Annotated in this window: 19 protein-coding genes; 9 read left to right on the forward strand and 10 right to left on the reverse strand. The window is 51.2% G+C overall.

From position 1 onward, the window contains the following. Nucleotides 1-240 precede the first annotated feature (240 nt). Nucleotides 241-1,638: a B12-binding domain-containing radical SAM protein gene (locus ACQY8X_RS05200; protein ID WP_428034086.1), complete on the reverse strand. Its 1,398-nt coding sequence runs from the start codon at nucleotides 1,636-1,638 to the stop codon at nucleotides 241-243. A gap of 834 nt (nucleotides 1,639-2,472) precedes the next feature. On the opposite strand from ACQY8X_RS05200, the gene ACQY8X_RS05205 reads away from it, so the two are divergent. After that, on the forward strand, nucleotides 2,473-3,087 hold the full coding sequence (locus tag ACQY8X_RS05205) for a hypothetical protein (protein ID WP_428034087.1): 615 nt from the start codon (nucleotides 2,473-2,475) through the stop codon (nucleotides 3,085-3,087). Nucleotides 3,088-3,199: 112 nt separating this feature from the next. Here ACQY8X_RS05205 and ACQY8X_RS05210 read toward each other — a convergent pair whose 3' ends face one another. The 8 genes from ACQY8X_RS05210 to cysD all read right to left on the reverse strand — a co-directional run bounded on the left by ACQY8X_RS05210 (nucleotide 3,200) and on the right by cysD (nucleotide 12,601). After that, on the reverse strand, nucleotides 3,200-3,916 hold the full coding sequence (locus ACQY8X_RS05210; protein ID WP_428034088.1) for an electron transport complex subunit E: 717 nt from the start codon (nucleotides 3,914-3,916) through the stop codon (nucleotides 3,200-3,202). Between the two features lies 1 nt (nucleotide 3,917). Continuing rightward, a complete protein-coding gene (rsxG, locus tag ACQY8X_RS05215) occupies nucleotides 3,918-4,571 on the reverse strand; it encodes an electron transport complex subunit RsxG (protein ID WP_428034089.1) in 654 nt (217 codons plus the stop codon). Next, entirely contained in the window at nucleotides 4,571-5,614 is a 1,044-nt protein-coding gene (rsxD, locus tag ACQY8X_RS05220) for an electron transport complex subunit RsxD (protein ID WP_428034090.1), read from the reverse strand. The genes rsxG and rsxD overlap by 1 nt, the downstream gene beginning before the upstream one ends. A gap of 71 nt (nucleotides 5,615-5,685) precedes the next feature. Further along, nucleotides 5,686-8,469: an electron transport complex subunit RsxC gene (gene rsxC / locus ACQY8X_RS05225; protein WP_428034091.1), complete on the reverse strand. Its 2,784-nt coding sequence runs from the start codon at nucleotides 8,467-8,469 to the stop codon at nucleotides 5,686-5,688. Then, nucleotides 8,466-9,065 (reverse strand): electron transport complex subunit RsxB, encoded by a 600-nt coding sequence (gene rsxB / locus ACQY8X_RS05230; protein ID WP_428034092.1) that lies wholly within the window; start codon nucleotides 9,063-9,065, stop codon nucleotides 8,466-8,468. The genes rsxC and rsxB overlap by 4 nt, the downstream gene beginning before the upstream one ends. Before the next feature lie 9 nt (nucleotides 9,066-9,074). Next, complete coding sequence (gene rsxA / locus ACQY8X_RS05235; protein ID WP_428034093.1) at nucleotides 9,075-9,656, reverse strand: electron transport complex subunit RsxA; 582 nt, start codon at nucleotides 9,654-9,656, stop codon at nucleotides 9,075-9,077. Between the two features lie 242 nt (nucleotides 9,657-9,898). Then, nucleotides 9,899-11,614: a sulfate adenylyltransferase subunit CysN gene (gene cysN / locus ACQY8X_RS05240; protein WP_428034094.1), complete on the reverse strand. Its 1,716-nt coding sequence runs from the start codon at nucleotides 11,612-11,614 to the stop codon at nucleotides 9,899-9,901. A gap of 69 nt (nucleotides 11,615-11,683) precedes the next feature. Beyond that, nucleotides 11,684-12,601 carry a sulfate adenylyltransferase subunit CysD gene (cysD, locus tag ACQY8X_RS05245; protein WP_428034095.1) on the reverse strand — a complete coding sequence of 306 codons (918 nt, stop codon included), beginning with the start codon at nucleotides 12,599-12,601 and terminating at the stop codon, nucleotides 11,684-11,686. A gap of 378 nt (nucleotides 12,602-12,979) precedes the next feature. On the opposite strand from cysD, the gene ACQY8X_RS05250 reads away from it, so the two are divergent. The 6 genes from ACQY8X_RS05250 (at nucleotide 12,980) to ACQY8X_RS05275 (ending at nucleotide 19,375) form a co-directional block, all read left to right on the forward strand. Next, nucleotides 12,980-13,765 carry a sulfite exporter TauE/SafE family protein gene (locus tag ACQY8X_RS05250; RefSeq protein WP_428034096.1) on the forward strand — a complete coding sequence of 262 codons (786 nt, stop codon included), beginning with the start codon at nucleotides 12,980-12,982 and terminating at the stop codon, nucleotides 13,763-13,765. Nucleotides 13,766-13,847: 82 nt separating this feature from the next. Beyond that, nucleotides 13,848-15,509 (forward strand): nitrite/sulfite reductase, encoded by a 1,662-nt coding sequence (locus ACQY8X_RS05255; protein ID WP_428034097.1) that lies wholly within the window; start codon nucleotides 13,848-13,850, stop codon nucleotides 15,507-15,509. Beyond that, nucleotides 15,493-15,975, forward strand: a complete 483-nt coding sequence (locus ACQY8X_RS05260; RefSeq protein WP_428034098.1) for a DUF934 domain-containing protein — start codon at nucleotides 15,493-15,495, stop codon at nucleotides 15,973-15,975. The genes ACQY8X_RS05255 and ACQY8X_RS05260 overlap by 17 nt, the downstream gene beginning before the upstream one ends. Nucleotides 15,976-15,989: 14 nt before the next feature. Then, complete coding sequence (locus tag ACQY8X_RS05265) at nucleotides 15,990-16,754, forward strand: phosphoadenylyl-sulfate reductase (RefSeq protein WP_428034099.1); 765 nt, start codon at nucleotides 15,990-15,992, stop codon at nucleotides 16,752-16,754. A 141-nt stretch (nucleotides 16,755-16,895) separates the two neighbouring features. Beyond that, the gene (gene cysG / locus ACQY8X_RS05270) at nucleotides 16,896-18,320 is read left to right on the forward strand and encodes a siroheme synthase CysG (protein ID WP_428034100.1); all 1,425 of its coding nucleotides are present in this window, start codon (nucleotides 16,896-16,898) and stop codon (nucleotides 18,318-18,320) included. 146 nt (nucleotides 18,321-18,466) lie between these two features. Beyond that, nucleotides 18,467-19,375: an HDOD domain-containing protein gene (locus tag ACQY8X_RS05275; RefSeq protein ID WP_428034101.1), complete on the forward strand. Its 909-nt coding sequence runs from the start codon at nucleotides 18,467-18,469 to the stop codon at nucleotides 19,373-19,375. Between the two features lie 14 nt (nucleotides 19,376-19,389). On the opposite strand, the gene ACQY8X_RS05280 is transcribed toward ACQY8X_RS05275, so the two are convergent. Next, on the reverse strand, nucleotides 19,390-19,821 hold the full coding sequence (locus tag ACQY8X_RS05280; RefSeq protein WP_428034102.1) for a hypothetical protein: 432 nt from the start codon (nucleotides 19,819-19,821) through the stop codon (nucleotides 19,390-19,392). Nucleotides 19,822-20,049: 228 nt separating this feature from the next. Here ACQY8X_RS05280 and ACQY8X_RS05285 point away from each other — a divergent pair, with 228 nt between their 5' ends. Then, nucleotides 20,050-20,898, forward strand: a complete 849-nt coding sequence (locus tag ACQY8X_RS05285; RefSeq protein WP_428034103.1) for an alpha/beta fold hydrolase — start codon at nucleotides 20,050-20,052, stop codon at nucleotides 20,896-20,898. After that, the gene (locus ACQY8X_RS05290) at nucleotides 20,898-21,173 is read left to right on the forward strand and encodes a GIY-YIG nuclease family protein (protein WP_428034104.1); all 276 of its coding nucleotides are present in this window, start codon (nucleotides 20,898-20,900) and stop codon (nucleotides 21,171-21,173) included. Before ACQY8X_RS05285 ends, ACQY8X_RS05290 begins: the two co-directional genes overlap by 1 nt. The last annotated feature ends 8 nt before the right edge of the window (nucleotides 21,174-21,181 follow it).

Here is a 21,181-nt window from a genome sequence, read left to right on the forward strand (position 1 = left end):
TGCTACTGTGTCTGAAAAACGGATAGAGAGTGATAATGGAGCTTTCGAACTTAGCCGAGGCTACACAGGAGAGATTAGAGATGATGTGCAGGAAGGACGCTTCATCATAGCACTAATCAAACAATGGAGCACCGTATAGCCACTAAACTGATTTAAGGTGCTACAGACGACCGCTTTCATGTGGCACCAGTGCGGTTGAAGGCGGCTACAACCGGGTGAATTTACAATAGGGAGAGCTTGTCAATCAACACCAGTAGCGGCTTCCCGTGCTCGTTTCTCTTTCAGGTGCGTATGCTTGTCAACAGCGGCTTTACCACCCTTGGTATCAGTAAATAGCTGGAGCACTTCCAACTCGTTATCGTCAGGCCAGCTGATAGCCGTATCGGTATAGCTGAGCCGCTGCGGATCCCGGTGAATCCGTTTCATCACTTTATAGAGTTTGTAGTATTCGAAAATAATAATCGAAAGGTTTTTTACTGAGGAGTAGATATGGTTAAAGTGAAAGTGGAAAAACGGCTCTGTTTCATAGCCCTCGCGACGGGAGTTTCTATCCTTTCTTCTGATTAAACCCATGTCATAGGATCTGATGTTATTGACCCTGGTGATAACACCGAATGCGGTGAGTCGCTCGACAGTAATCATCTTTTTATTGCTGCCAAGTGCAAACATACGTTTAAGAATCGTCTCCATATGTTCGTGGGTGTAGTAACGATCCCAGGCGTCCTTATAGAGTTGGTCAAAATCTTCATTTTTAATGTTAGGGTGATGAATAACGCAATGGGCAAGATCATACTTATTCAGATCAGGATCCATCCATATCCCCTGATTAACCATATTCAGGTGATCTTCTGAGCCTGGCAGGGGGGTGAGAATAGAAGGATTAAATAGATCAATCGGCAGTTCTGCTTTGATAATGTCAATATCTCGTAAGATAGACTCCCGGGTATCTCCAGGCAGTCCCAGAATGTAGGCTCCCCAGATAACCACCGGGTACTTTTTCCATTCCAAAAGCATCTTTCTGTATTCTGTAATCTTATTTTGCCGCTTTTTCATCGCGATAAGATTATCAGGGTTTATGTTTTCTAGCCCAACAAACACTTGAGATACGCCAGCAGCAACTGCTTTTTCAATAAAGCGGGGTATTTTATGGCAAAGAGTATCAACCTGAATAATTAAGCTGAGACTGATGCCTTGTTCACGCAACTCGATCAATCGGTCAAAATGAGCTTCCCAATCTTTATTACGGGCCAGATTATCATCAGTAATGAACAGGTATTCATGCCCATTTGCAACAATTTGTCGTACGGTTGCTTCCAGGTCAGCGACACTGCGGGAGCGACTTTTACGCCCCTGAACGTTAATAATGCAGCAAAAAGAGCAGGTGAAAGGGCATCCTCTTCCCAGGTCAAAGGTAGTTGCATTGGATATGTTTTTTTCTACCATCTCTTTTGGTAGAAAGGGCATCGGCTGATTTTCAAGATCAGCAAGGTCATCAGTGAAATCGTATAATGGCTTGAGTTCGTTATGCCATGCGTCTTGTACAACCTGGTCGAAGCGTTTGTTCTCAGCCTCTCCTGAAAACAGCGACACGCCGATTGACTGGGCATCTGAAAGTTCGGGCGGCAGGCTTTTTAGCATACTGATAGATCCGGTTACATGGAAACCACCCATGCAGACCAGAGCCCGAGAGTCAGTGAAGTTTTTTGCTATATCGATCGCTCTGGGGAACTGATTACTTTGGACACCCGCCAGGCATATCAAGAATTTTTGTCGGCTCTGATTGATCTGCTTTACCAGCTTTGGGTAGTCAATCACTTCACTGGCTTCGTCAAATGCGGTTACCTTAATCGAGATATGCTGTCCCAGCACTTTTCTTCGTGCTGAGTCCAGTGCGATACCATTTATACATGCCAGCGAGTTGGAGGGCAGTGAGGAACGATGCCACTGAATAGGATAGCCCTCATCATCATACCGGGTAGGCCGGATAATGATGATCTGTAGAATTGATGCATTTTCAGGATCAGACAGATCGATTTTTTTCAGAGCAGGTTCGGTTGAAAAACCGACTGCTCGAAAGGTTTCTTTCAGTTTTTTGATGGAGTACAACATCAACGTGCTCATGAAGGCTATCAGTGGATTGGAGAGAATAGAGGTTTCTTAGAAAGAGTGCCAGTTTCTGATATTGCTTTACAGCTTTTTATAAAACCCACTAAAGATCTTTTCAGTGTTTTGATCGGGACTAAGTTGTTCTTCGTTCTCATGTAGACCTTTTCTGCGATTTATAGCAATATCGGTGGCGCTTGAACAGGAAATCTCATGCTTCGGTAATGAGGAAAAGGATTTTATCCCACCTGGTTTTGTATTCAGAACATGCCTTTTGAGGCATTTTATCGTTTCATAAAACGCACTGTGTTGAGTCAGTACGTCTGCATGACTCAATTCCTAAGCGTTATCTCTTCAATCGGAGGACCGATGAATAACTATTGTAAATTTGCCCTAGTGGGGATGCTTGTCAGTTTATGTGCTGCATGTGCTGGCCCGATGTCGAGAGACAAAATAGACACAATCCAAACGGTTGGAATCGTGAATAGTTTTCCGCAGAGTCCAACTTTAGTGAATATCGGTACAACGATTTTCAACAATCAGTATGACAGTCTGCCGGGCACTGATTATTATGAAAAAGTAACAGACGCTGCTATTGCTTACTTCAACGAAAAAGGTTTTAAAGCTGAGTTTGTTAAAGAAAACAGCGAGCAGAGTCGCTCAAAATTTGATCTGCTTATAGAGTTGGTTCCTCGTGATATGTATGGCTTACCAGATACCTATGGATATGGCGTATTTCAGCGATCCTTCCTGGGAATGAAGAAAAAACCCATTGTTTATGTCGCTCTTAATATGGGACCATATTTTAAAGGGTCTAAGCAGGGTGATGCATTTTATAAACAGGGTGTTACAGAGTTGGAAATTACTGATTTACCTGCGCAGTGGGCAGAGTTAACGACTGATCAGCAACGTATGATTGATAAAGCTCTCAAACAGCAGATTGAGACAACAATAACTGAACTAATAGCGCAACTTGGAATTTAACTTACGGGTTTGGTTACAGTATGTTACTGAAAAAGCGACTATACAGTCGCTTTTTTGTTGTCTTAAACGGTTAGCTAACTGCAGTGTTAGCACTGCAAGATATTTTTATGGGCTAAGAGATATTCCCCGTTACCCGTACACGACGTGATTCCGCGGTGGTTTCGGTTGGCGCTACGGGAGCCTTCCGCCGCTCTTCCAGCCGTTTATCGATGATGTTTTTCAGAGCGATCAGCAACCCCATACCCACGAAAGCACCCGGCGGCAGGATAGCAAAGAGGAAGCCGACATAGTCATCTAGAATGACGATTTTCCAGCTTTCAGCGCCGGGGCCAAACAGGAGCTGCATATCGCTGAACAGGGTGCCGAGGCCAAGTATTTCTCGCATGCCACCGAGCACCATCAGCACCAGGGTGAAACCGAGTCCCATCATGGCGCCATCCAGCAGGGATGCACCGACCGGGTTTTTAATCGCAAAGGCGTCCGCCCGGCCCATGATGCAGCAGTTGGTCACAATCAGGGGGATGAAAATTCCGAGGATAGTATAGAGCTCATAGGTAAATGCCTGCATCAGCAGTTCGATACAGGTCACAAATGAGGCGATGATCATGACGAAGACGGGCAGCCGTACCGATTCCGGAATGAATTTGCGGAACATCGAAATACTGAGGTTTGAGCCCATCAGTACGATGGTACTGGCAAGACCCAGGCCCATGGCGTTGACGACGGTACCGGTGACCGCTAACAGAGGGCAGAGGCCAAGCAGCTGTACCAGTGCCGGATTGTTGTCCCAGAGTCCATCGAGGGTAATTTTTCTATAATCATTCGCCATATTATTCAGCTCCCGCCGGTTTGGCGTTCAGGTCAGGCTTGCTGTCCAGTAACTCGGTTTTGTGTTCCCGGAAATAATGGATAGCCCGGGCTGTTGCGTTAACCACCGCACGAGGGGTGATAGTTGCCCCGGTAAACTGGTCAAACCGCCCGCCATCCTTTTTCACTGCCCAGGAGGGATCATCATCCCCCTCATAGCGCTGACCGTCAAAGTTGTGTAGCCAGTTGGATTTTTTCAATTCGACCTTATCCCCTAGTCCCGGGGTCTCTTTATGCGCCAGAACCCTGACACCGGCAACCGACTCATCGGCATTGATACCGACGATCATATTGATATTGCCGGTATAACCATCAGGGGCGGTAACCGGAATGATAACCGTAGTTACCTGGCCATTCCTGCGGGCGAGAAATGCTTCGACAGGCTGGTTGCTGGCGGTGAGAGCTGGTTCGTCGATCTCGACAGTGTCTTCCAGCAGGTTGTTATCGATGCTTTCTTTAGGGACGATCTGATAGAGTGCTTTAGCCCGAGCCTCGCGCTCATTGAACTCGATCTGGTCTTTGGTTGACACCTGTGTCAGCGCAATAGCCCCGGATGTAATCACAGCAAAGATGCTCAGTCCCAGCGCACTGTTGCGGATAGCGGTAAACATCTCCATTATTTCATCCCCCGGTTGGGTTTTGCATGGCCGTAGCTGCGGGGTTGAGTGTACTGATCAATGAACGGTGCACAGAGGTTCATCAGCAATACGGCAAAGGCGACCGCATCCGGGTAGTTACCCCAGCTGCGGATAACAAAGACCAGCAACCCAATGCCTGCGCCAAACCAGAGTTTGCCTTTGTTGCTGGTGGCCGAGGTGACCGGATCGGTGGCGATAAAGAACGCGCCCAGCATGGTTGCCCCGGCCGTCAGATGAAAGAACGGATCGGGATACTGGTCAGGCATTAGCAGGAAAAACAGCGTGGAAAAACCTGCCAGGCTTGCCAGCATCGCCACCGGGGTATGCCAGGTGAAGATCTTTTTGTATAGCAGGAATACGCCGCCCATAAAGTAAGCCGCACTCACCGCATGCCAGGCTCCGATGCCGTTGGCCAGCAGAGCATTTTCTACCCACATCTCCTCTGTGGTGAAGCCACCCCGGTGACGCATCACGTCCAGCGGTGTCGCCATGGTGTGAGCATCAACAGCGGCTCCGGCTGTGCCAAAAATCGCACTCAGGGTGTCGCCGAGAGAGAGTACTGACCAGCCATCGCCGGTCATCACAAAAGGTGCGGTCCAGCTGGTCATCTGCACCGGAAATGACACCAGTAGCAGGGCATAGGCCACCATAGCGGGATTAAACGGGTTGTTACCCATACCCCCATAGAGTTGCTTGGCAATCACGATAGCGACGATCATACCCACGGTCATCACCCACCAGGGAGCGAATGGCGGTAGTGCCAGACCCAGTAATACCGCGGTGACTACCGCACTGTAATCGGTCAGATAAAAACTGACGGGGCGCTTACGCAGCTTAACGATGGCTGCTTCCAGGCCAACGGCCAGCAAGGTTCCCCAGATTACCTGAATCAGTGTGCCCCAACCAAAAAAGAAGGTCATTGCCGCCAGTCCGGGAAGGGTGGCGATCAGCACAGTAAGCATCACGTTGCCAGTACTGCCTGCCCGGTGCGCGTGAGGAGATGTGATTCTAATCAGTGCCATTCTATTTACTCAGGTCTGCCGTTTTTGCGTAAACGGATTATTAAAAACGACTATATAAAATGATTAACAGGCTATTCGGAAAAACGTTTCAGGGTCGAGTTAAGCTGATCGGCCTGCGCCTGAGCAGCCAGAAGTTCCTCTTCCAGCGACTGCTTACTGTCATCTTCCGCTTTGCTGAGCGCCCGCTCTGCTTTAGTGACCGCTGCACGAGCCATCGCGGCATCGATCTTCAGCTGTTTCAGGTCGATCCCCTGTGCCGCTGCGGCTGCCGCTTTTTCCGCTTCGGCTGCATCCAGAGTGGCTTTGGCCGCATCATGCCGCAGCGTAAGCGCCTCTATATCTGCGACTAAGGCCTGATCCTCCTCGCCTTCGGGGAGTTCAGCCAGCAGTTTTTCAGCCTTCTTCAGCTTGGTGCGCATGATGGACACCTGCTGTTTCAGTGTTTTAAGGTCGGTAACGGGCGTTGTATTGGTTTCGGTTACCGGTGCTGTCACTGGGCTGCCGTTTGCCTGTGCCAGTTCGTCCTGCAGGGCTTGCAGTTTATCTTTCAGCTTAGCAACCCCTGCGGCCATTTTCCCGGCTGCCGGACTGCCGGATTCAACGGCTGTTTTCCAGGCGGCTTCCGCTTTTTCAACTTTGCCTTGCATGGCGGAGATATCGGCTTCCAGTTCAGCGGTGTCAATGGTTGCTGCTGTTGAGGCCGGGGATGCAGGCAGAGCACGTGCTTTAGCCAGTTCATCCTGCAGGGCTGTCAGTTTATCTCTAAGTTTATCAACCCCGGCAGCCATTTTCTCGGCGGCGGGGCTGCCGGATTCAACGGCTGATTTCCACGCACCAGCCGCTTTATCGACTTTAGCTTGCATCGCCGCGATGTCGGCTTCCAGTTCAGACGTATCAACTGCGACAGCGGCTGTGCCTACACTACTGTCAGCGTCTTGGTAGGCTTTTTCTGCGTTGGCAGTTTTTTCCTGCAGCTCTGCGACCTGGGCTTTCAGGGCGTGGAAATCCCCGTCGCCACTCTCTTCCGCTGCAGCTAATAGTTTTTCAGCTTTTTTCAGCTTGGTACGGGCGATTGCCGCATTGTTTTTCAGCTGTTTCAGGTCGGTCTCAGTTGTCGCCTGACTCTGTGTCTGTGCCGGTGTGCTCTGGGCTGCAGCATAAGCTTGCTCGGCCTGATCCGCTTTTACCTGCAGCTGTTGCAGCGTCGCCTGCAGGGTCTCGATACCGTCGAGTCCTTTGTCTTGCGCATTTGCCAGGGCTTTTTCCGCTTTCTTCAGCTTAGTACGGGCGATTGCAGCATTGCTCTTCAGCTGTTTCAGATCCGCGGTGGCGGCATCCGCAGCGCTAACAGCGGTGGGGACTGCGCTGGTTTTCAGGGCCGCATCTTTCTTCGCCGCCTGTGCCGCTGCCGCTTCAATGGCGCGCTGCTTGCGGCGCTCTTCTTTCTCTATCTTTTCCCGTTCCAGGCGCTCTATGCGAGCTTCGAAACGGATCCGCGCATGGTCTGCTTTACGTTGCTCGGCGTCCTCTTTACGAATCTCCGCTTTGGCAAAGCGATAATACTGCACCAGTGGAATATTACTCGGACAGACGTAGGAGCAGGCACCGCATTCGATACAGTCAAACAGGTTGTGATGCCGGGCTTTTTCAAACTCTTTGCCTTTAGCAAACCAGTGTAGCTGCTGTGGCAGCAGTTCGACCGGGCAGACCTGCTCACACATGCCGCAACGGATACAGGCCTGTGCCGGTGGTTGCGGTGGCATCTCCTCAATAGAACCGGCAATCAGACAGTTAGTCGTCTTGATAACCGGAATCTGCTCGTTGATAACCGTGATGCCCATCATCGGGCCACCGACAATCAGTCGATGCATCTGTTCGCGTCTGACTTCAGCGTGATCCAGGAGATCGCAGAAACGGGTGCCAAGGCGCACATCATAATTCTGTTTGTGGCCAGCGGCCTGGCCGGTGACCGTTACAACTCTTGAAATCAGTGGTTCGCCATAGGCAACCGCACGGTAAATTGCAGTGGTTGTGCCGACATTCTGGCAAACAATACCCACATCTGCAGGAATTTTGCCGCTGGGCACCTCGACATCGGTGAGCAGTTTGATCAGCTGTTTTTCACCACCGGAAGGGTATTTCGTCGGTGTGATAACGATATCCAGATTCAGCGGGCTGTTATCCAGAGCAGCATGCAGGGCGCGGATCGCCTGTGGTTTGTTATCTTCGATACCGACCATGATATGCAATGGTTGCAGCAGGTGCGCGATAATCTCAATACCGCCAAGAATCTCATCAGCACGTTCGCGCATCAGCATATCATCGGCGGTGATATAGGGTTCACACTCAGCAGCGTTGATGATCAGGGTGTTGACGATATGGTCATCACCCAGATGCAGTTTGACATCGGTGGGAAAGCCCGCGCCGCCCATGCCGGCGATGCCTGCCTGACGGATATACTCAATCAGTTCTGGCTTGGGTAGCTGAGTGTAGTCTGCAAGCCCCTGATGCTCGATCCACTCATCCTTACCGTCAGATTCGATGATCAGGCAGCCCGCCTCCATGCCGGACATATGTGGCACCGGGTGTGATTCGATGGCGACGACAGTGCCGGAGATAGAGGCGTGAATATTGGCGCTTATCCGGCCGACTGCTTCAGCCACCAGTTGTCCTTTTAATACCCGGTCGCCAACATTGACCACCGGATCTGCAGGCAGGCCGATATGTTGCTGCAGTGGCAGAACGATGCGCGAGGGCAGCGGTGCTGCAGAGATAGGCGCTCCGGTGGACTGTTTTTTGTTTTCCGGTGGGTGAATGCCGCCATGAAAACCATGTACTCTGACCGTATTTTTCATGCATCAGCCTCCAGTGCGATCCCCGGATGGCGGTCGGTGGCAATCAGTTCAACACCGGATTTTGGCACTGGCCACTGCCAGCTGTTCAGTGTGGTTTCGATGGGTAGCATATCAATACAGTCAACAGGGCAGGGCTCGACACAGAGGTCACAGCCAGTACATTCGGAAACAATAACCGTGTGCATCTGTTTTGCTGCCCCGAGAATTGCGTCCACCGGGCAGGCCTGGATACACTTGGTGCAACCGATACATTCATCTTCGCGGATATAGGCGACTTTCTTAACCGGCTCTTCGCTGTGTTCGGAATCCAGCGGCGTCGCTTCGACATCCAGCAGGTCAGCCAGGGCTTCGATGGTGCTTTGGCCGCCCGGCGGACATTTGTTAATCGCCTCTTCGTTGTTGACTATCGCTTCGGCATAGGGACGACAACCCGGATGTCCACACTGGCCGCACTGGGTTTGCGGCAGCAGTGAGTCGACCTGATCAACCAGAGGGTTGCCTTCGACTTTAAAACGGATTGAGGAATAGCCCAGCAGGATACCGAATACCAGGCCCAGTCCTAACAATACCAGCACGGCAATTAATACAGCGCTCACGGTAACTCCTTAAAACTGAACCAGACCGGTAAAACCGAGGAAGGCGAGTGACATCAGGCCCGCAGTCACCATGCCGATGGCGGTTCCCTGAAAGGGAACCGGTACATCAGCAACGGTGATACGTTCCCGCATGGCGGAAAACAGGATCAGGGCCAGAGAAAAGCCCACTGCAGCACCGAAACCATAGGCGATCGATTCAACAAAGCCATTCATCTTCTTGATGTTCAGCAGTGCAACACCGAGAACCGCACAGTTGGTGGTGATCAGCGGCAGGAAGATGCCCAGTAATTTGTAGAGCAGGGGGCTGGTTTTACGCACCACCATTTCGGTGAACTGCACGACGACCGCAATCACCAGAATAAAGGAGATGGTTTTCAGGTAGGTCAGATCCAGCGGCGCTAACAGATAGGTGTAGACGAGATAACTGCAAATCGACGACAGCGTCAGCACAAAGGTGGTTGCCAGTGACATCCCCATCGCCGTTTCAAGCTTATTGGAGACCCCCATAAACGGGCACAGACCCAGAAACTGAACCAACACAAAGTTGTTCACCAGAACGGTGCTGATAATTATTAGCAGATAATCAGTCATAAGATTCGTTACATCATCACCGGTATCGGGCTACCGGTACAGCCTTAAAATTAGAAAGTCCTAAAGTCTACCGATTTTAGCGGCTTTCCGGTATAGCTTTATGGTTGATGTGCCTCAATTTTTCTGCACCTGCGTCATGAAAACAGATGTTTTGGCTGTTGCACAGGTAACGTCTGCCCTTGAACGACGCTCCGGGGCTGACGTGCCTCAGACCCGGAGCGTGTCGTCAGTCTCCTGCAGAATCAGATAGCGCCATTCTCGCGCAGAAGCTCCAGAATAGCATTAGCCTGGGCTGCAACCGGTTGTGCTGTGGCATTCAGCGTCAGATCAGCACTGCTGCCGTCCAGGTCAACGACCAGCGCGGTATCTGGTAATGCCGTTGCCGCGGCATCGGTAAGTACTAGCAGGCCGTTCTCGTTGAACAGACTGATGACCTGGCCGATTTCAGGTAGCGTGGTGTTGTTCAGTACGGTCACTGCGCGGCCCTGATTGAACAGTTGCCGCTCGGTGGTATACAGCAGAGTATCGCGCTGCTCCTGAGAGCCACCGCGGATCGCCAGGGTCAGCGCTTTCTGACCAAAACGACGCTCCCGGTCCTGTTTGCTAATGGCGCTGGTGGTGGTTACCAGGTTGTCGCTGATAACACTGCTTTCACCGTCAGCCGCAGCGATCATACCCGCGGCCACTGTAATGTTAGTGAGTCGGTCGATCATGATAAATGAGCCAGTGGTGTGGTGAGAACGATAATCGTCTGTCACTACCGGGCGCTCAAGGGTGATTTCGCACCGGCCAATCTCATTCAGCTTCAGGGTTGCTGCCGGGTGCGCTTGTTGAGTGTTAACATCAACGCAGTGGCGAATACTGCTGATACCACCGGCAACGGTCTGGGTCGCCAGTTTGATATCGTATTGGCGGCCGGGAATCAGCTGCTGTTCGGCCATCCAGACAACCATCGCATCAAAGCGGTTGCTCACCTGGGTGTTATCACTGCTGTGCACGATCATATCGCCACGGCTGATGTCGATCTCATCCTCCAGTGTCAGGGTAACGGCCATCGGTGGGAACGCTTCCTGCAGCTCACCTTCAAAAGAGACAATCGACTTAACCCGGCTGCTTTTGCCAGATGGCAGAACCGTAATGGCATCACCCGGGCGTACAATACCCGAGCCCAGGGTGCCGCAATAGCCACGGAAATCCAGGTTAGGGCGGTTAACATACTGAACCGGAAAACGCAGTTGCTCGAAGTTCTGGTCGTTAGCGATCTCAATCGTTTCCAGATATTGCATCAGCGGCGCTTCGGTATACCAGGGCATATGCTCGCTGAGATTGACGACGTTATCGCCTTTCAGGGCTGATAATGGCACAAAATGGATATCTTTCAGATCCAGGTCGGTGGCAAAGTTGAGATAATCCTGCTTGATCTCTGCGTAACGGGCTTCACTGTAATCCACCAGGTCCATCTTGTTGATCGCGACGATGGTGTGTTTGATGCCCAGCAGGGACACAATAAAGCTGTGACGCTTAGTCTGAACCTGAACACCGTGGCGGGCATCGATCAGAATAATCGCCAGATCACAGGTGGACGCGCCGGTCGCCATGTTGCGGGTGTACTGCTCATGTCCGGGAGTGTCGGCAATGATAAATTTACGCTTATCGGTAGAAAAATAGCGATACGCTACATCGATGGTGATCCCCTGCTCACGCTCGGCTTGCAGACCATCAACCAGCAGTGCCAGATCCAGTTCTTCGCCGGCATTACCGACTTTGGCGTTATCTGCATGCAGCGCGGCTAACTGATCTTCATAGATCATTTTGGAATCGTGCAGCAGACGACCGATCAGGGTCGATTTACCATCATCTACGCTACCGCAGGTGAGAAAGCGCAGGAGTTCTTTATTTTCATGTTGTGCCAGGTAAGCTTCGATATCGCTGGCGATCAGATCGGACTGATGACTCATGATTGTGTTCCGTATTCCTAAATTCTGTACAGTGCAGTGACTGGGATTCTGTCGGTAGTAACAAAAGTGTTAGAAGTAACCTTCCATCTTCTTCTGTTCCATCGATCCCGCGCCATCGTTGTCGATCACCCGGCCCTGGCGCTCGGATGTGGTGGTCAGCAGCATCTCCTGAATAATTTCAGGCAGGGTTTGTGCTGAAGACTCAACCGCTCCGGTGAGTGGGTAGCAGCCCAGCGTACGGAAACGCACCATCTTCATCTCCGGCACTTCACCCTCGTTCAGTGGCAGACGCTCATCATCCACCATGATTTCAACGCCATCACGAACCACGATGGGGCGTTCAGCGGCAAAGTAGAGCGGTACAATCGGAATGCTTTCCAGATAGATATATTGCCAGATATCCAGTTCGGTCCAGTTGGACAGCGGGAAGACACGGATACTTTCACCCTTATCAATGCGGGTGTTAAAGGTGTTCCACAGCTCCGGACGCTGGTTTTTCGGGTCCCAGCGGTGGTTTTTGTCACGGAATGAGAACACCCGTTCTTTCGCCCGGGACTTCTCTTCGTCGCGACGTGCGCCACCAAAAGCAGCATCAAATTTATATTTGTTCAGCGCCTGCTTCAGACCCTGAGTTTTCATGATGTCAGTGTGCTTTTTGGAACCATGGGTGAAGGGGCTGATACCCATATCAACACCCTCCTGATTGATATGCACAATCAGATCCATCCCCGCTTCCTCTGCCATCTTATCCCGGAAGCTGATCATCTCTTTAAACTTCCAGGTGGTATCAACATGCATCAGCGGAAAAGGCGGTTTGCCGGGGTAGAACGCTTTGCGGGCCAGATGCAGCATTACCGCCGAATCTTTACCGACAGAATAAAGCATCACCGGGTTTTCAAACTCCGATGCCACTTCGCGAATAATGTGAATGCTTTCTGCTTCCAGCTGACGCAGGTGGGTCAGTCTGTGTTCCGGCAATTGACTCATAATGATTAACTCTTTCCGCATACCTGATAAATGTCATGGCAGGGTGCAGGGCTGCAGATCATCAGGGATCAACCCGCATAAGACGCACGCTACCTTATATTGGCGGCTATTATGGCAGATCTATTTTTAAAATCAAAAAGAATATGTTGGAATGTTTTAGTAACTTTTGGGAATAAGGAGGTGGCGCTATTCAAATGACTGTCTGGTTTTGAGCCAGGAAATGGCAAATCGACTTGTTATATCGAAATGGAATTAACAAATTAATAATTATTATTTTGAGTTATAAAGAGCGGTGGCTATTATAGCCCATTCTGATTTTGCGGTGATCCGTCTGCGGTATGGCGGGTAATTATTATAGTAAGGCAGCTGAGAACGTTGATGGAAATAGCATACAGCTTTGCCGGCCTGGTGGTTGGTTTTATTGTTGGTCTGACCGGGATTGGTGGCGGAGCTTTGATGACGCCCATTCTGATTGTTGTTTTCGGTATTCCCCCGGTGACTGCGGTCAGTACTGATCTGTTGTATGCGGCGATTACTAAGTTTGGCGGCAGCATCTCCTATGCCCGTAAAAAACTGGTTGAGTGGCAGGTGGTGTTTTTGCTGCTGGGTGGTAGTATCCCCGGATCGTTGCTGACACTGAACTATCTGGATGGGCTGGGCGGTCTGGAAAAAGTTGAAAGCCTGATGAATATCACCCTGGGGATATCATTGGTGCTGACCTCCGTGGCGGTGTTTTTCCGGGCCCGCATTCGCGCTTCGGTGGTTAAGCTGGAGGGCACCCGGTTTGAAAAGCATGGCCGTCGTTATCGTCCCTGCGTGACGCTGTTGATGGGCATCCTGCTCGGTGGCCTGGTGACACTCTCATCAGTCGGCGCAGGGGCTCTGGGTACTGCGATGCTGATTCTGCTCTATCCGCGGATGACTATGCAGACCTTGGTGGGTACCGATCTGGTGCATGCAGTGGTGCTGACCAGTGTTGCCGGGGCAGGTCATTATGGCATGGGTAATGTGGATCTCTGGCTGCTGCTGTGTCTGGTCGTCGGTTCGCTGCCCGGCGTTTTCCTGGGTAGCCATTTTGGCAGTAAGCTGTCGCCGAGAGTGATACAGCCCATTATGGGAACACTGTTACTGGCAATCGGCATGCGCTTTGTACTGGCTGGCTGAGCGACGGGTTGCAAACGTAGTACTGAATTTTTTGAATTGTAATTTTTAAGGGTGAGGGCCGGTCAACCGGCGGTAATAGACAATGTATCAATATAATGAACAGGATCAGAATCTGATCAATGCGCGGGTTGAGCAATATCGCGATCAGACCCGCCGTTTTCTGGCAGGTGAAATCCCCGATGAGGAGTTCCGCGGTCTGCGTCTGATGAATGGCCTTTATATTCAGCGCCAGGCTCCGATGCTGCGTATTGCGGTACCTTACGGTCTGATGAACTCTGTTCAGATGCGTAAGCTGGCTGATATTACCCGCAAATATGATAAAAATTATGCGCACTTCACCACCCGGACCAATGTTCAGCTGAACTGGCCGAAGCTGGAAGAGGTGCCGGATATTCTGGCAGAGCTGGCTGAGGTGCAGATGCATGCGATCCAGACCAGCGGTAACTGCCTGCGCAATACCACTACCGACCATTTTGCTGGCGTGATCGCCAATGAGATCGAAGACCCGCGCCCCTGGTGCGAGATGATTCGTCAGTGGACGACACTGCACCCGGAATTTGCTTATCTGCCGCGTAAGTTCAAGATTGCTGTCACTGGTGGTCCTGAAGACCGCGCTGCATCGCAGGTGCATGATATCGGTCTGCACATGGTTAAGAATGCTGCCGGTGAGATCGGTTTTGAAGTCCTTGTCGGTGGTGGTCTTGGGCGTACCCCTGTTATTGGCAAGGTGATTCGTGAGTTCCTGCCAAAACATGATCTGCTGACCTATCTGGAAGCGATTCTGCGGGTTTATAACCTCAATGGTCGCCGGGATAACAAATACAAAGCGCGAATCAAAATTCTGGTGAATGCGCTGGGCATTGAAGCGTTCAGTCAGCTGGTTGAAGCGGAGTGGGAAGTGATCCGTAATACTGAGCTGGCGTTGACCGATGAGTATATCGCTAAAATTAAAGGGTATTTTGCACCACATCCCTATGCTGCTGATGCGGTCGATGGTATCTCTGTGCTGGAAAATCAGCTGGAAGATAATGCTGAGTTCCGCGCCTGGTATGAGCGCAATACCCGTGAGCACAAAGTTGCCGGGTACCGCGCGGTGGTGATCTCTCTGAAACCTCATCTTAAGCCACCGGGCGATATTACCGATGTGCAGCTGGATGCGGTTGCTGATCTGGCGGATACCTTCAACTTTGGTGAGATCCGCAGCACTCACGATCAGAATCTGGTGTTCGCCCATGTGGCCGCCGGTGATCTGTACACTCTGTGGCAGTCTCTGCGTGATCTGAATCTGGCACGGGCCAACATTGGCACTCTGACCGATATGATCGTCTGCCCAGGATTTGATTTCTGCTCCCTGGCAAATGCTCATACCCTCGGTGTTGCTGAGCAGATCAATGAAAAGTTTGATGATCTCGATTACCTCTATGATATCGGTGATATCAAATTGAATATGTCAGGTTGTATCAATGCCTGTGCTCACCACCATGTTGCCCATATCGGTATCCTGGGGGTAGATAAAGGGGGTGAAGATTATTACCAGATTACGCTGGGTGGCTCCTCCCGTGAGGATGCCTCTCTGGGCAAAATTATTGGTAAAGCGGTGCCTCAGGCGGAGGTTGCCGACACGATTGAAAAGATCCTGCAGGTTTATGTTGCAAACCGCAGTGAAGATGAGCGTTTTATCGAAACCGTCCGCCGTATCGGTGTCGAACCGTTTAAGGAGAGAGTTTATGCCACTGTTAATTAATCGAGTTATCGCTGACGACAGTTGGTTGCTGGTTGATGAAGACAATTTCGCTGCGCATATCGATGAAAACGTTGTTGTGCCCTACGAGTTGTTTGCTGCACACACCGACTCTCTGATCAACGCTGCGGGCAAACTGGGCGTGCGAATCAATGGTGACCAGGATCTGAATCTGATTCTGCAAAACCTCGATAAAGTGGCACTGGTTGCGATCGAGTTCCCGGCGTTCACCGATGGCCGGGGCTTTAGTTTCGCCAGAATTTTGCGTCGTTCCGGTTTTACCGGACAGATCCGCGCCGAGGGCGATGTCACCCGTGACCGTCTGGAGTATATGGAGCGCTGTGGCTTTGATGCCTTTGCGATCCCGGCAGACCGTTACAGCGACGATATCGTCAGCGCTTTTGGTGAAGTGCCGGTGCACTATCAGGGCAGTGCTGATGATGAACGACCTATTTTTCGCCAGAACTGATCAGGGCCAGAGCGATGAGTGAACAGATAACCGCCGCGTTAGAAGCGAAGGTAACCCATACGATAACCGTACTGCAGCAGGCCGCTGCAGAATATGCGGACGGAAAGGTTGTGTTTGCCAACAGTCTGGGCGCGGAAGATGTGGTGATTACCGATCTGATCAGCAAACATACGCCGAATATCGGCATGTTTGTGCTGGATACCGGTCGTCTGCCAGAAGAAACGCTGAAATTGCTGACCGATGTGCAGGCTCTCTACCGCAACCTGAAGGTTGAGGTGTATTACCCCGAAGCGGCAGATGTAGAAGATTACGTCCGCAGTAACGGTGTTAATGCCTTCTATGAAAGCCAGCAACTGCGCAAAGGCTGCTGTTTTGTGCGCAAAATTAAACCGCTGAAGCGGGCTTTGGCTAACCGCGCTGCCTGGATTACCGGGCTGCGTCGGGAACAGTCAGTTACCCGTGACGAGATCGGTTTTAAAGAGTTTGACGAAGGTAATGGCATCGACAAGTTTAATCCGCTGGCGGACTGGACTGAAAAAGAGGTGTGGGCCTATATCCACGCCAATAAAGTGCCTTATAACGCATTGCATGATCAGCATTACCCCAGTATCGGTTGCGCGCCCTGTACCCGGGCGGTCGCTGTTGGCGAAGATGTCCGGGCCGGACGCTGGTGGTGGGAAAACCCCGAAACCCGTGAATGCGGTTTGCATCCTGCAACGCCGCCAGCCGGGCAGGTGGACGCCAAACCGATCAATGTAATGGATTTTCTGCCGAAGTAAATTTATCACCGATAATCACAAAGCCCGCTACCTGCGGGCTCTTTTCTGCTATCTTTTGATACAGTGACTGATGAACTCAGGCGAGTTAAAGGCCTGCTTTTTCATTGGGTTATCTGCTCTGCACTTTCTGAGGACGCCTCTTTGGATTATCTGCCGTTATTTTTTAAGCTCAATGACCGGACCGCGCTGCTGGTCGGTGGTGGCCAGGTTGCCCTGCGTAAAGCGACCCTGCTCACCCGCGCCGGTGCGAAAGTCATCGTGGTTGCCCATCGGGTTGAGGCTGAACTGGTTGAACTGGTTGAGCAGCACGGTGGACAAGTGATTGTTGGTGAATATCACAGTGGCCTGCTGAATGATGTTTATCTGGTGATCGCTGCGACCGATGATGATCAGCTTAATGAGCGGGTACATTTTGATGCGGTAGGGCGGCATATTCCCGTTAATGTTGTTGATAACCAGCCTCTGTGTACCTTTATTTTTCCCGCGATTGTGGACCGCTCGCCCATCGTGATCGGTATCTCCTCCGGCGGTGAGTCGCCGGTGCTGGCCCGCTTACTGAGAGCTAAACTGGAAACCTGGATTCCTCAGGGTTACAGTCGCCTGGGCAGACTTGTCGGGCAGTTCCGCCAGCAGGTGAAAGAGACGTTCAGTAATGTCGAACGACGTCGAATCTTCTGGGAAAAAATTCTTCAGGGCCAGGTGGCGGAGAAGGTGTTTGCCGGGCGGGATAAAGAGGCTCGGGCCCTGCTGGAGTCGGCTCTGGAGAAGGCAGATCCCGATCATCAGGTGGGGGAGGTGTATCTGGTGGGGGGCGGACCCGGTGACCCGGAACTGCTGACCTTTAAAGCGCTAAGGCTGATGCAACAGGCCGATGTTGTTCTTTATGATCAGCTGGTATCGCCCGCCATTGTGGACCTCTGCCGGCGTGATGCAGATCGTATCTTTGTGGGTAAACGCCGTGATAATCATGCGGTACCACAACAGGATATTAATGAACTGTTGGTCAAACATGCGTTGCAGGGGCGCAGGGTGCTGCGTCTGAAGGGAGGTGATCCGTTTATCTTTGGTCGTGGTGGTGAAGAGCTGCAAACCCTGAAACAGCACAATATCCCTTTTCAGGTGGTGCCCGGCATCACCGCAGCCAGTGCCTGTTCAACCTATGCGGGTATTCCGCTGACTCACCGGGATTATGCCCAGTCGGTCAGACTGGTGACCGGGCAGTTGAAAAATCGTACCTCCGATCTTAATTTTGATGAGTTAGTGCATCCGAATCAGACCATTGTTTTCTATATGGGCCTGCACACGTTGAGCTCACTGTGTGAACAGCTGATCGCCCACGGTAAACCTGCCGATACCCCTGCCGCCATCGTTTCAAACGGTACCCGGGCTGATCAGCAGGTGCTGACCGGTACCCTGAGCAGCTTGCCTGAGCTTCAGAACCAGGCCCAGCTTCCCGCTCCGGCGCTGATTATTGTCGGTGAGGTGGTGCAGCTGCATGAAAATCTGGCCTGGTTTGGCGAGGATGTGCTGCACAACCATGGTCTGATTCTGCCGGATAGGCATTAACGATAGAGTTATTCGCTAAGCTGCATCAGGGCTATTTTATAAGCTCGAACGGCCGATAAGATGAGTATATAAATATAATTACACGCTAGTCATGTTCAGATTAGAGCGTCAGACGCGAATAATGACCCGCACGTAAGGTGGTGACGATGGATGAACAGGGTAAAAGGATTTTTACACTCGATTTTGTAAAGGACAGAATTGATAATCTGCCGTTGTTGCCCACTGTCGTTGAGCAACTTAAGCTGCTGAGTCATGATTCAGTCGACTTCTATTCCAAGGTAGCCGAGCTGGCAGAGCAGGATCCACCGTTGGCAGCAAAAGTGCTCTCGGCTGCACACAGCGTACCCTGTGGTCCCACAAGGCCGGTCTATATCATCGAAAAAGCACTGGAACGGATCGGCGTATTCAATACTCTGGAACTGATGCAGACGTTGTCCTCAGCGCCGGTTTTTGAACCCACCAGTCCCGGCCATAAAATTGGCTGGCGACATTCGCTTGAAACTGCCAGGATCAGCCGTTTTCTTGCGCAGAATGTAGTTGGGTTTAATGTCAATGCTGACCTGGCGTATATGTCCGGCTTACTCCATGATATTGGTCGTTTTGTGCTGCTGCAGATCTCTGTTAAAGCGGTTGAGGTGGTTGATATAAAGGGCTGGAACTCCCCTGAAGAACTCTCCGAAGTTGAACAGCAGGTTTATGGCTTTACCCACGCCGAAGTGGGCTATCTGGCAGCGCAGCACTGGAATCTGCCACGCACCATTACTAATATGCTGCGTTTTCATCACCACTATGATCTCTGGGAGTTTAAAACGGTTTCTGTGCCTTTTAAACAGCTGCTGACGATTGTGCAGTTTGCCGATTTTCTCAGTGTGCTGATGATCAAAAATCCTGAGTGGCCTGCCTGGTCAAAGACTCAGCTCAAAGGCGCTATTACAGAGTTTTGTATTCATCAGCACTGGCCACCGATCAACTTTCCTATCGATAAACTGGTGGCGCAGTTAGCGAAAATTTCGGAGCAGTGCCAACGGGTACTGATTAAAGCGGGCACCGCCTGAGACCGGCTGTTGGGTTAGTCAAACTTGCCTTTGCGGTATCGGTTAATCGCTTTCACTATTTTATGTCGGCGTGAATCAGAGCAAAACCCCGGAACTTTGCGGCTTTGTACGCTATGGAAGCCGATACCGTTCAACTCATGAGTAATCGCTTTTTCTCCAAATCGTTGTATCAAGCGCCGGATTATATCCTGTTTGTCATAAGGGATATTGCAGGTGCTAGCCCCGCCCAGGCGTGACCAGACCGTTTGCAGCTGTTCATCGAACCCCAGAGCGTCAGTACCGGTAAAGCCATTTTCGTAGTGATACAGGTAGGCTGTGGGGTCAATATTCCACTGCCGCATCCCACCTGAGCCGCTATAGGCGTCTGCCTCTTGTTTCGGGGCGCTGCTGCAGCCTGATAGCAGCAGGGTTGATAAACAGAGGAGTAGGAGGTTTTGTTTGATCATGGCGATCCGGCAGTAAACAGTGGTATGGGCAGGTTATGCTGTGTTCTATAGTTTATCGGGCGAGCTAGTCGGGGCAAAGTACTGATTGGTGATTATTTGTACCTGTAATGGGTAGTCTTTGCGCTTTCCTGCGCGGCCGTGGCTGTTGCAATAGCCGAGTTTTCTCTATATTGGGCGTTTACCCGTTTCATCCGAGCCCTGTTTAAAACCGCAAATTAAGGAAACACTATGCCCAGCTGCATAATCAATGGTAGGGAGATGCACTATCTGGATCAGGGAGAGGGGTTTCCGTTACTTCTGGCACACAGCATTCTCTGGGATGGCCGGGTCTGGGGGCCTCAGCTAAAACTGCTCTCCCAACATTTCCGTTGTATCGTTCCTGATCTCTGGTCCCATGGTCAGTCCCAACCTGTGAATGAGAGTGATCTGAGTATCGCGCGTCTGGCGGAGGATTATCATCTGCTGATGCAGCAACTGGGTATTGATCGCTATAGTGTGCTGGGCATGTCAACCGGGGGACTTTGGGGCGCTCTGCTGGCGATGACCTACCCGGATGAGGTTGCCAGTCTGACGCTGATCTCAAGTTATCTGGGCGCTGAAAATCCTGAAAATCATGGCGATTTACTGCAACTGATCAATATGGTTGAACCGATGGGGGAGATTCCTGCTGAGGTGCTGGATGCTATTGTCGAACTCTTTTTTACTGACCATACACAGGCTCTTTATCCGGCATTGGTGGAAACGTTGCGGTTTGATCTGATGTTCCTGCAACCTGCGCAAATTAGCGGAATCGCAGCATTATGCCGGGTTTTGTTGCAGCGTCAGTCCTTATTGGATGAGGTTGCAACTATTCGCTGTCCAATCCTGCTGGTTGCAGGTGAGCATGACCGGCTGCATCGACAGACAGAAGCTGAAGAGATGTATCAGCTGATGCCTGAGAGTCAGTTTCATTGGATTGAAAATGCCGGACATATGCTGACGCTGGAACAGCCTGATCAGGTGAACCCTCTGCTGGCGAGGTTTCTGGCCTCAGTTGATGGGGTCGAAGTGGATATGAGCAAACTGGTTTTTCTCTGATGCCATCCGCGATGTCCGGTTGGTACGTCTATATCCTTCGCTGTGCTGACGGCACACTCTATACCGGTGTGACAACGGATACCCAACGCCGGACTAATGAGCATAATCTGAGTGACCGGCTGGGGGCAAAATATACCCGGGTTCGTCGGCCGGTTAGTCTGGTGTACCAGGAAGCCTGTGATAATCGTTCGGCCGCATGCAAACGGGAAGCGCAGATCAAGGCGCTATCCCGTTCTGCGAAGCTCAAACTTCTTCAGTCTTCGTGTAGCCAGTAAAGCTCTCT

Source organism: Amphritea sp., assembly GCF_050300915.1.
Lineage (GTDB): Bacteria > Pseudomonadota > Gammaproteobacteria > Pseudomonadales > Balneatricaceae > Amphritea.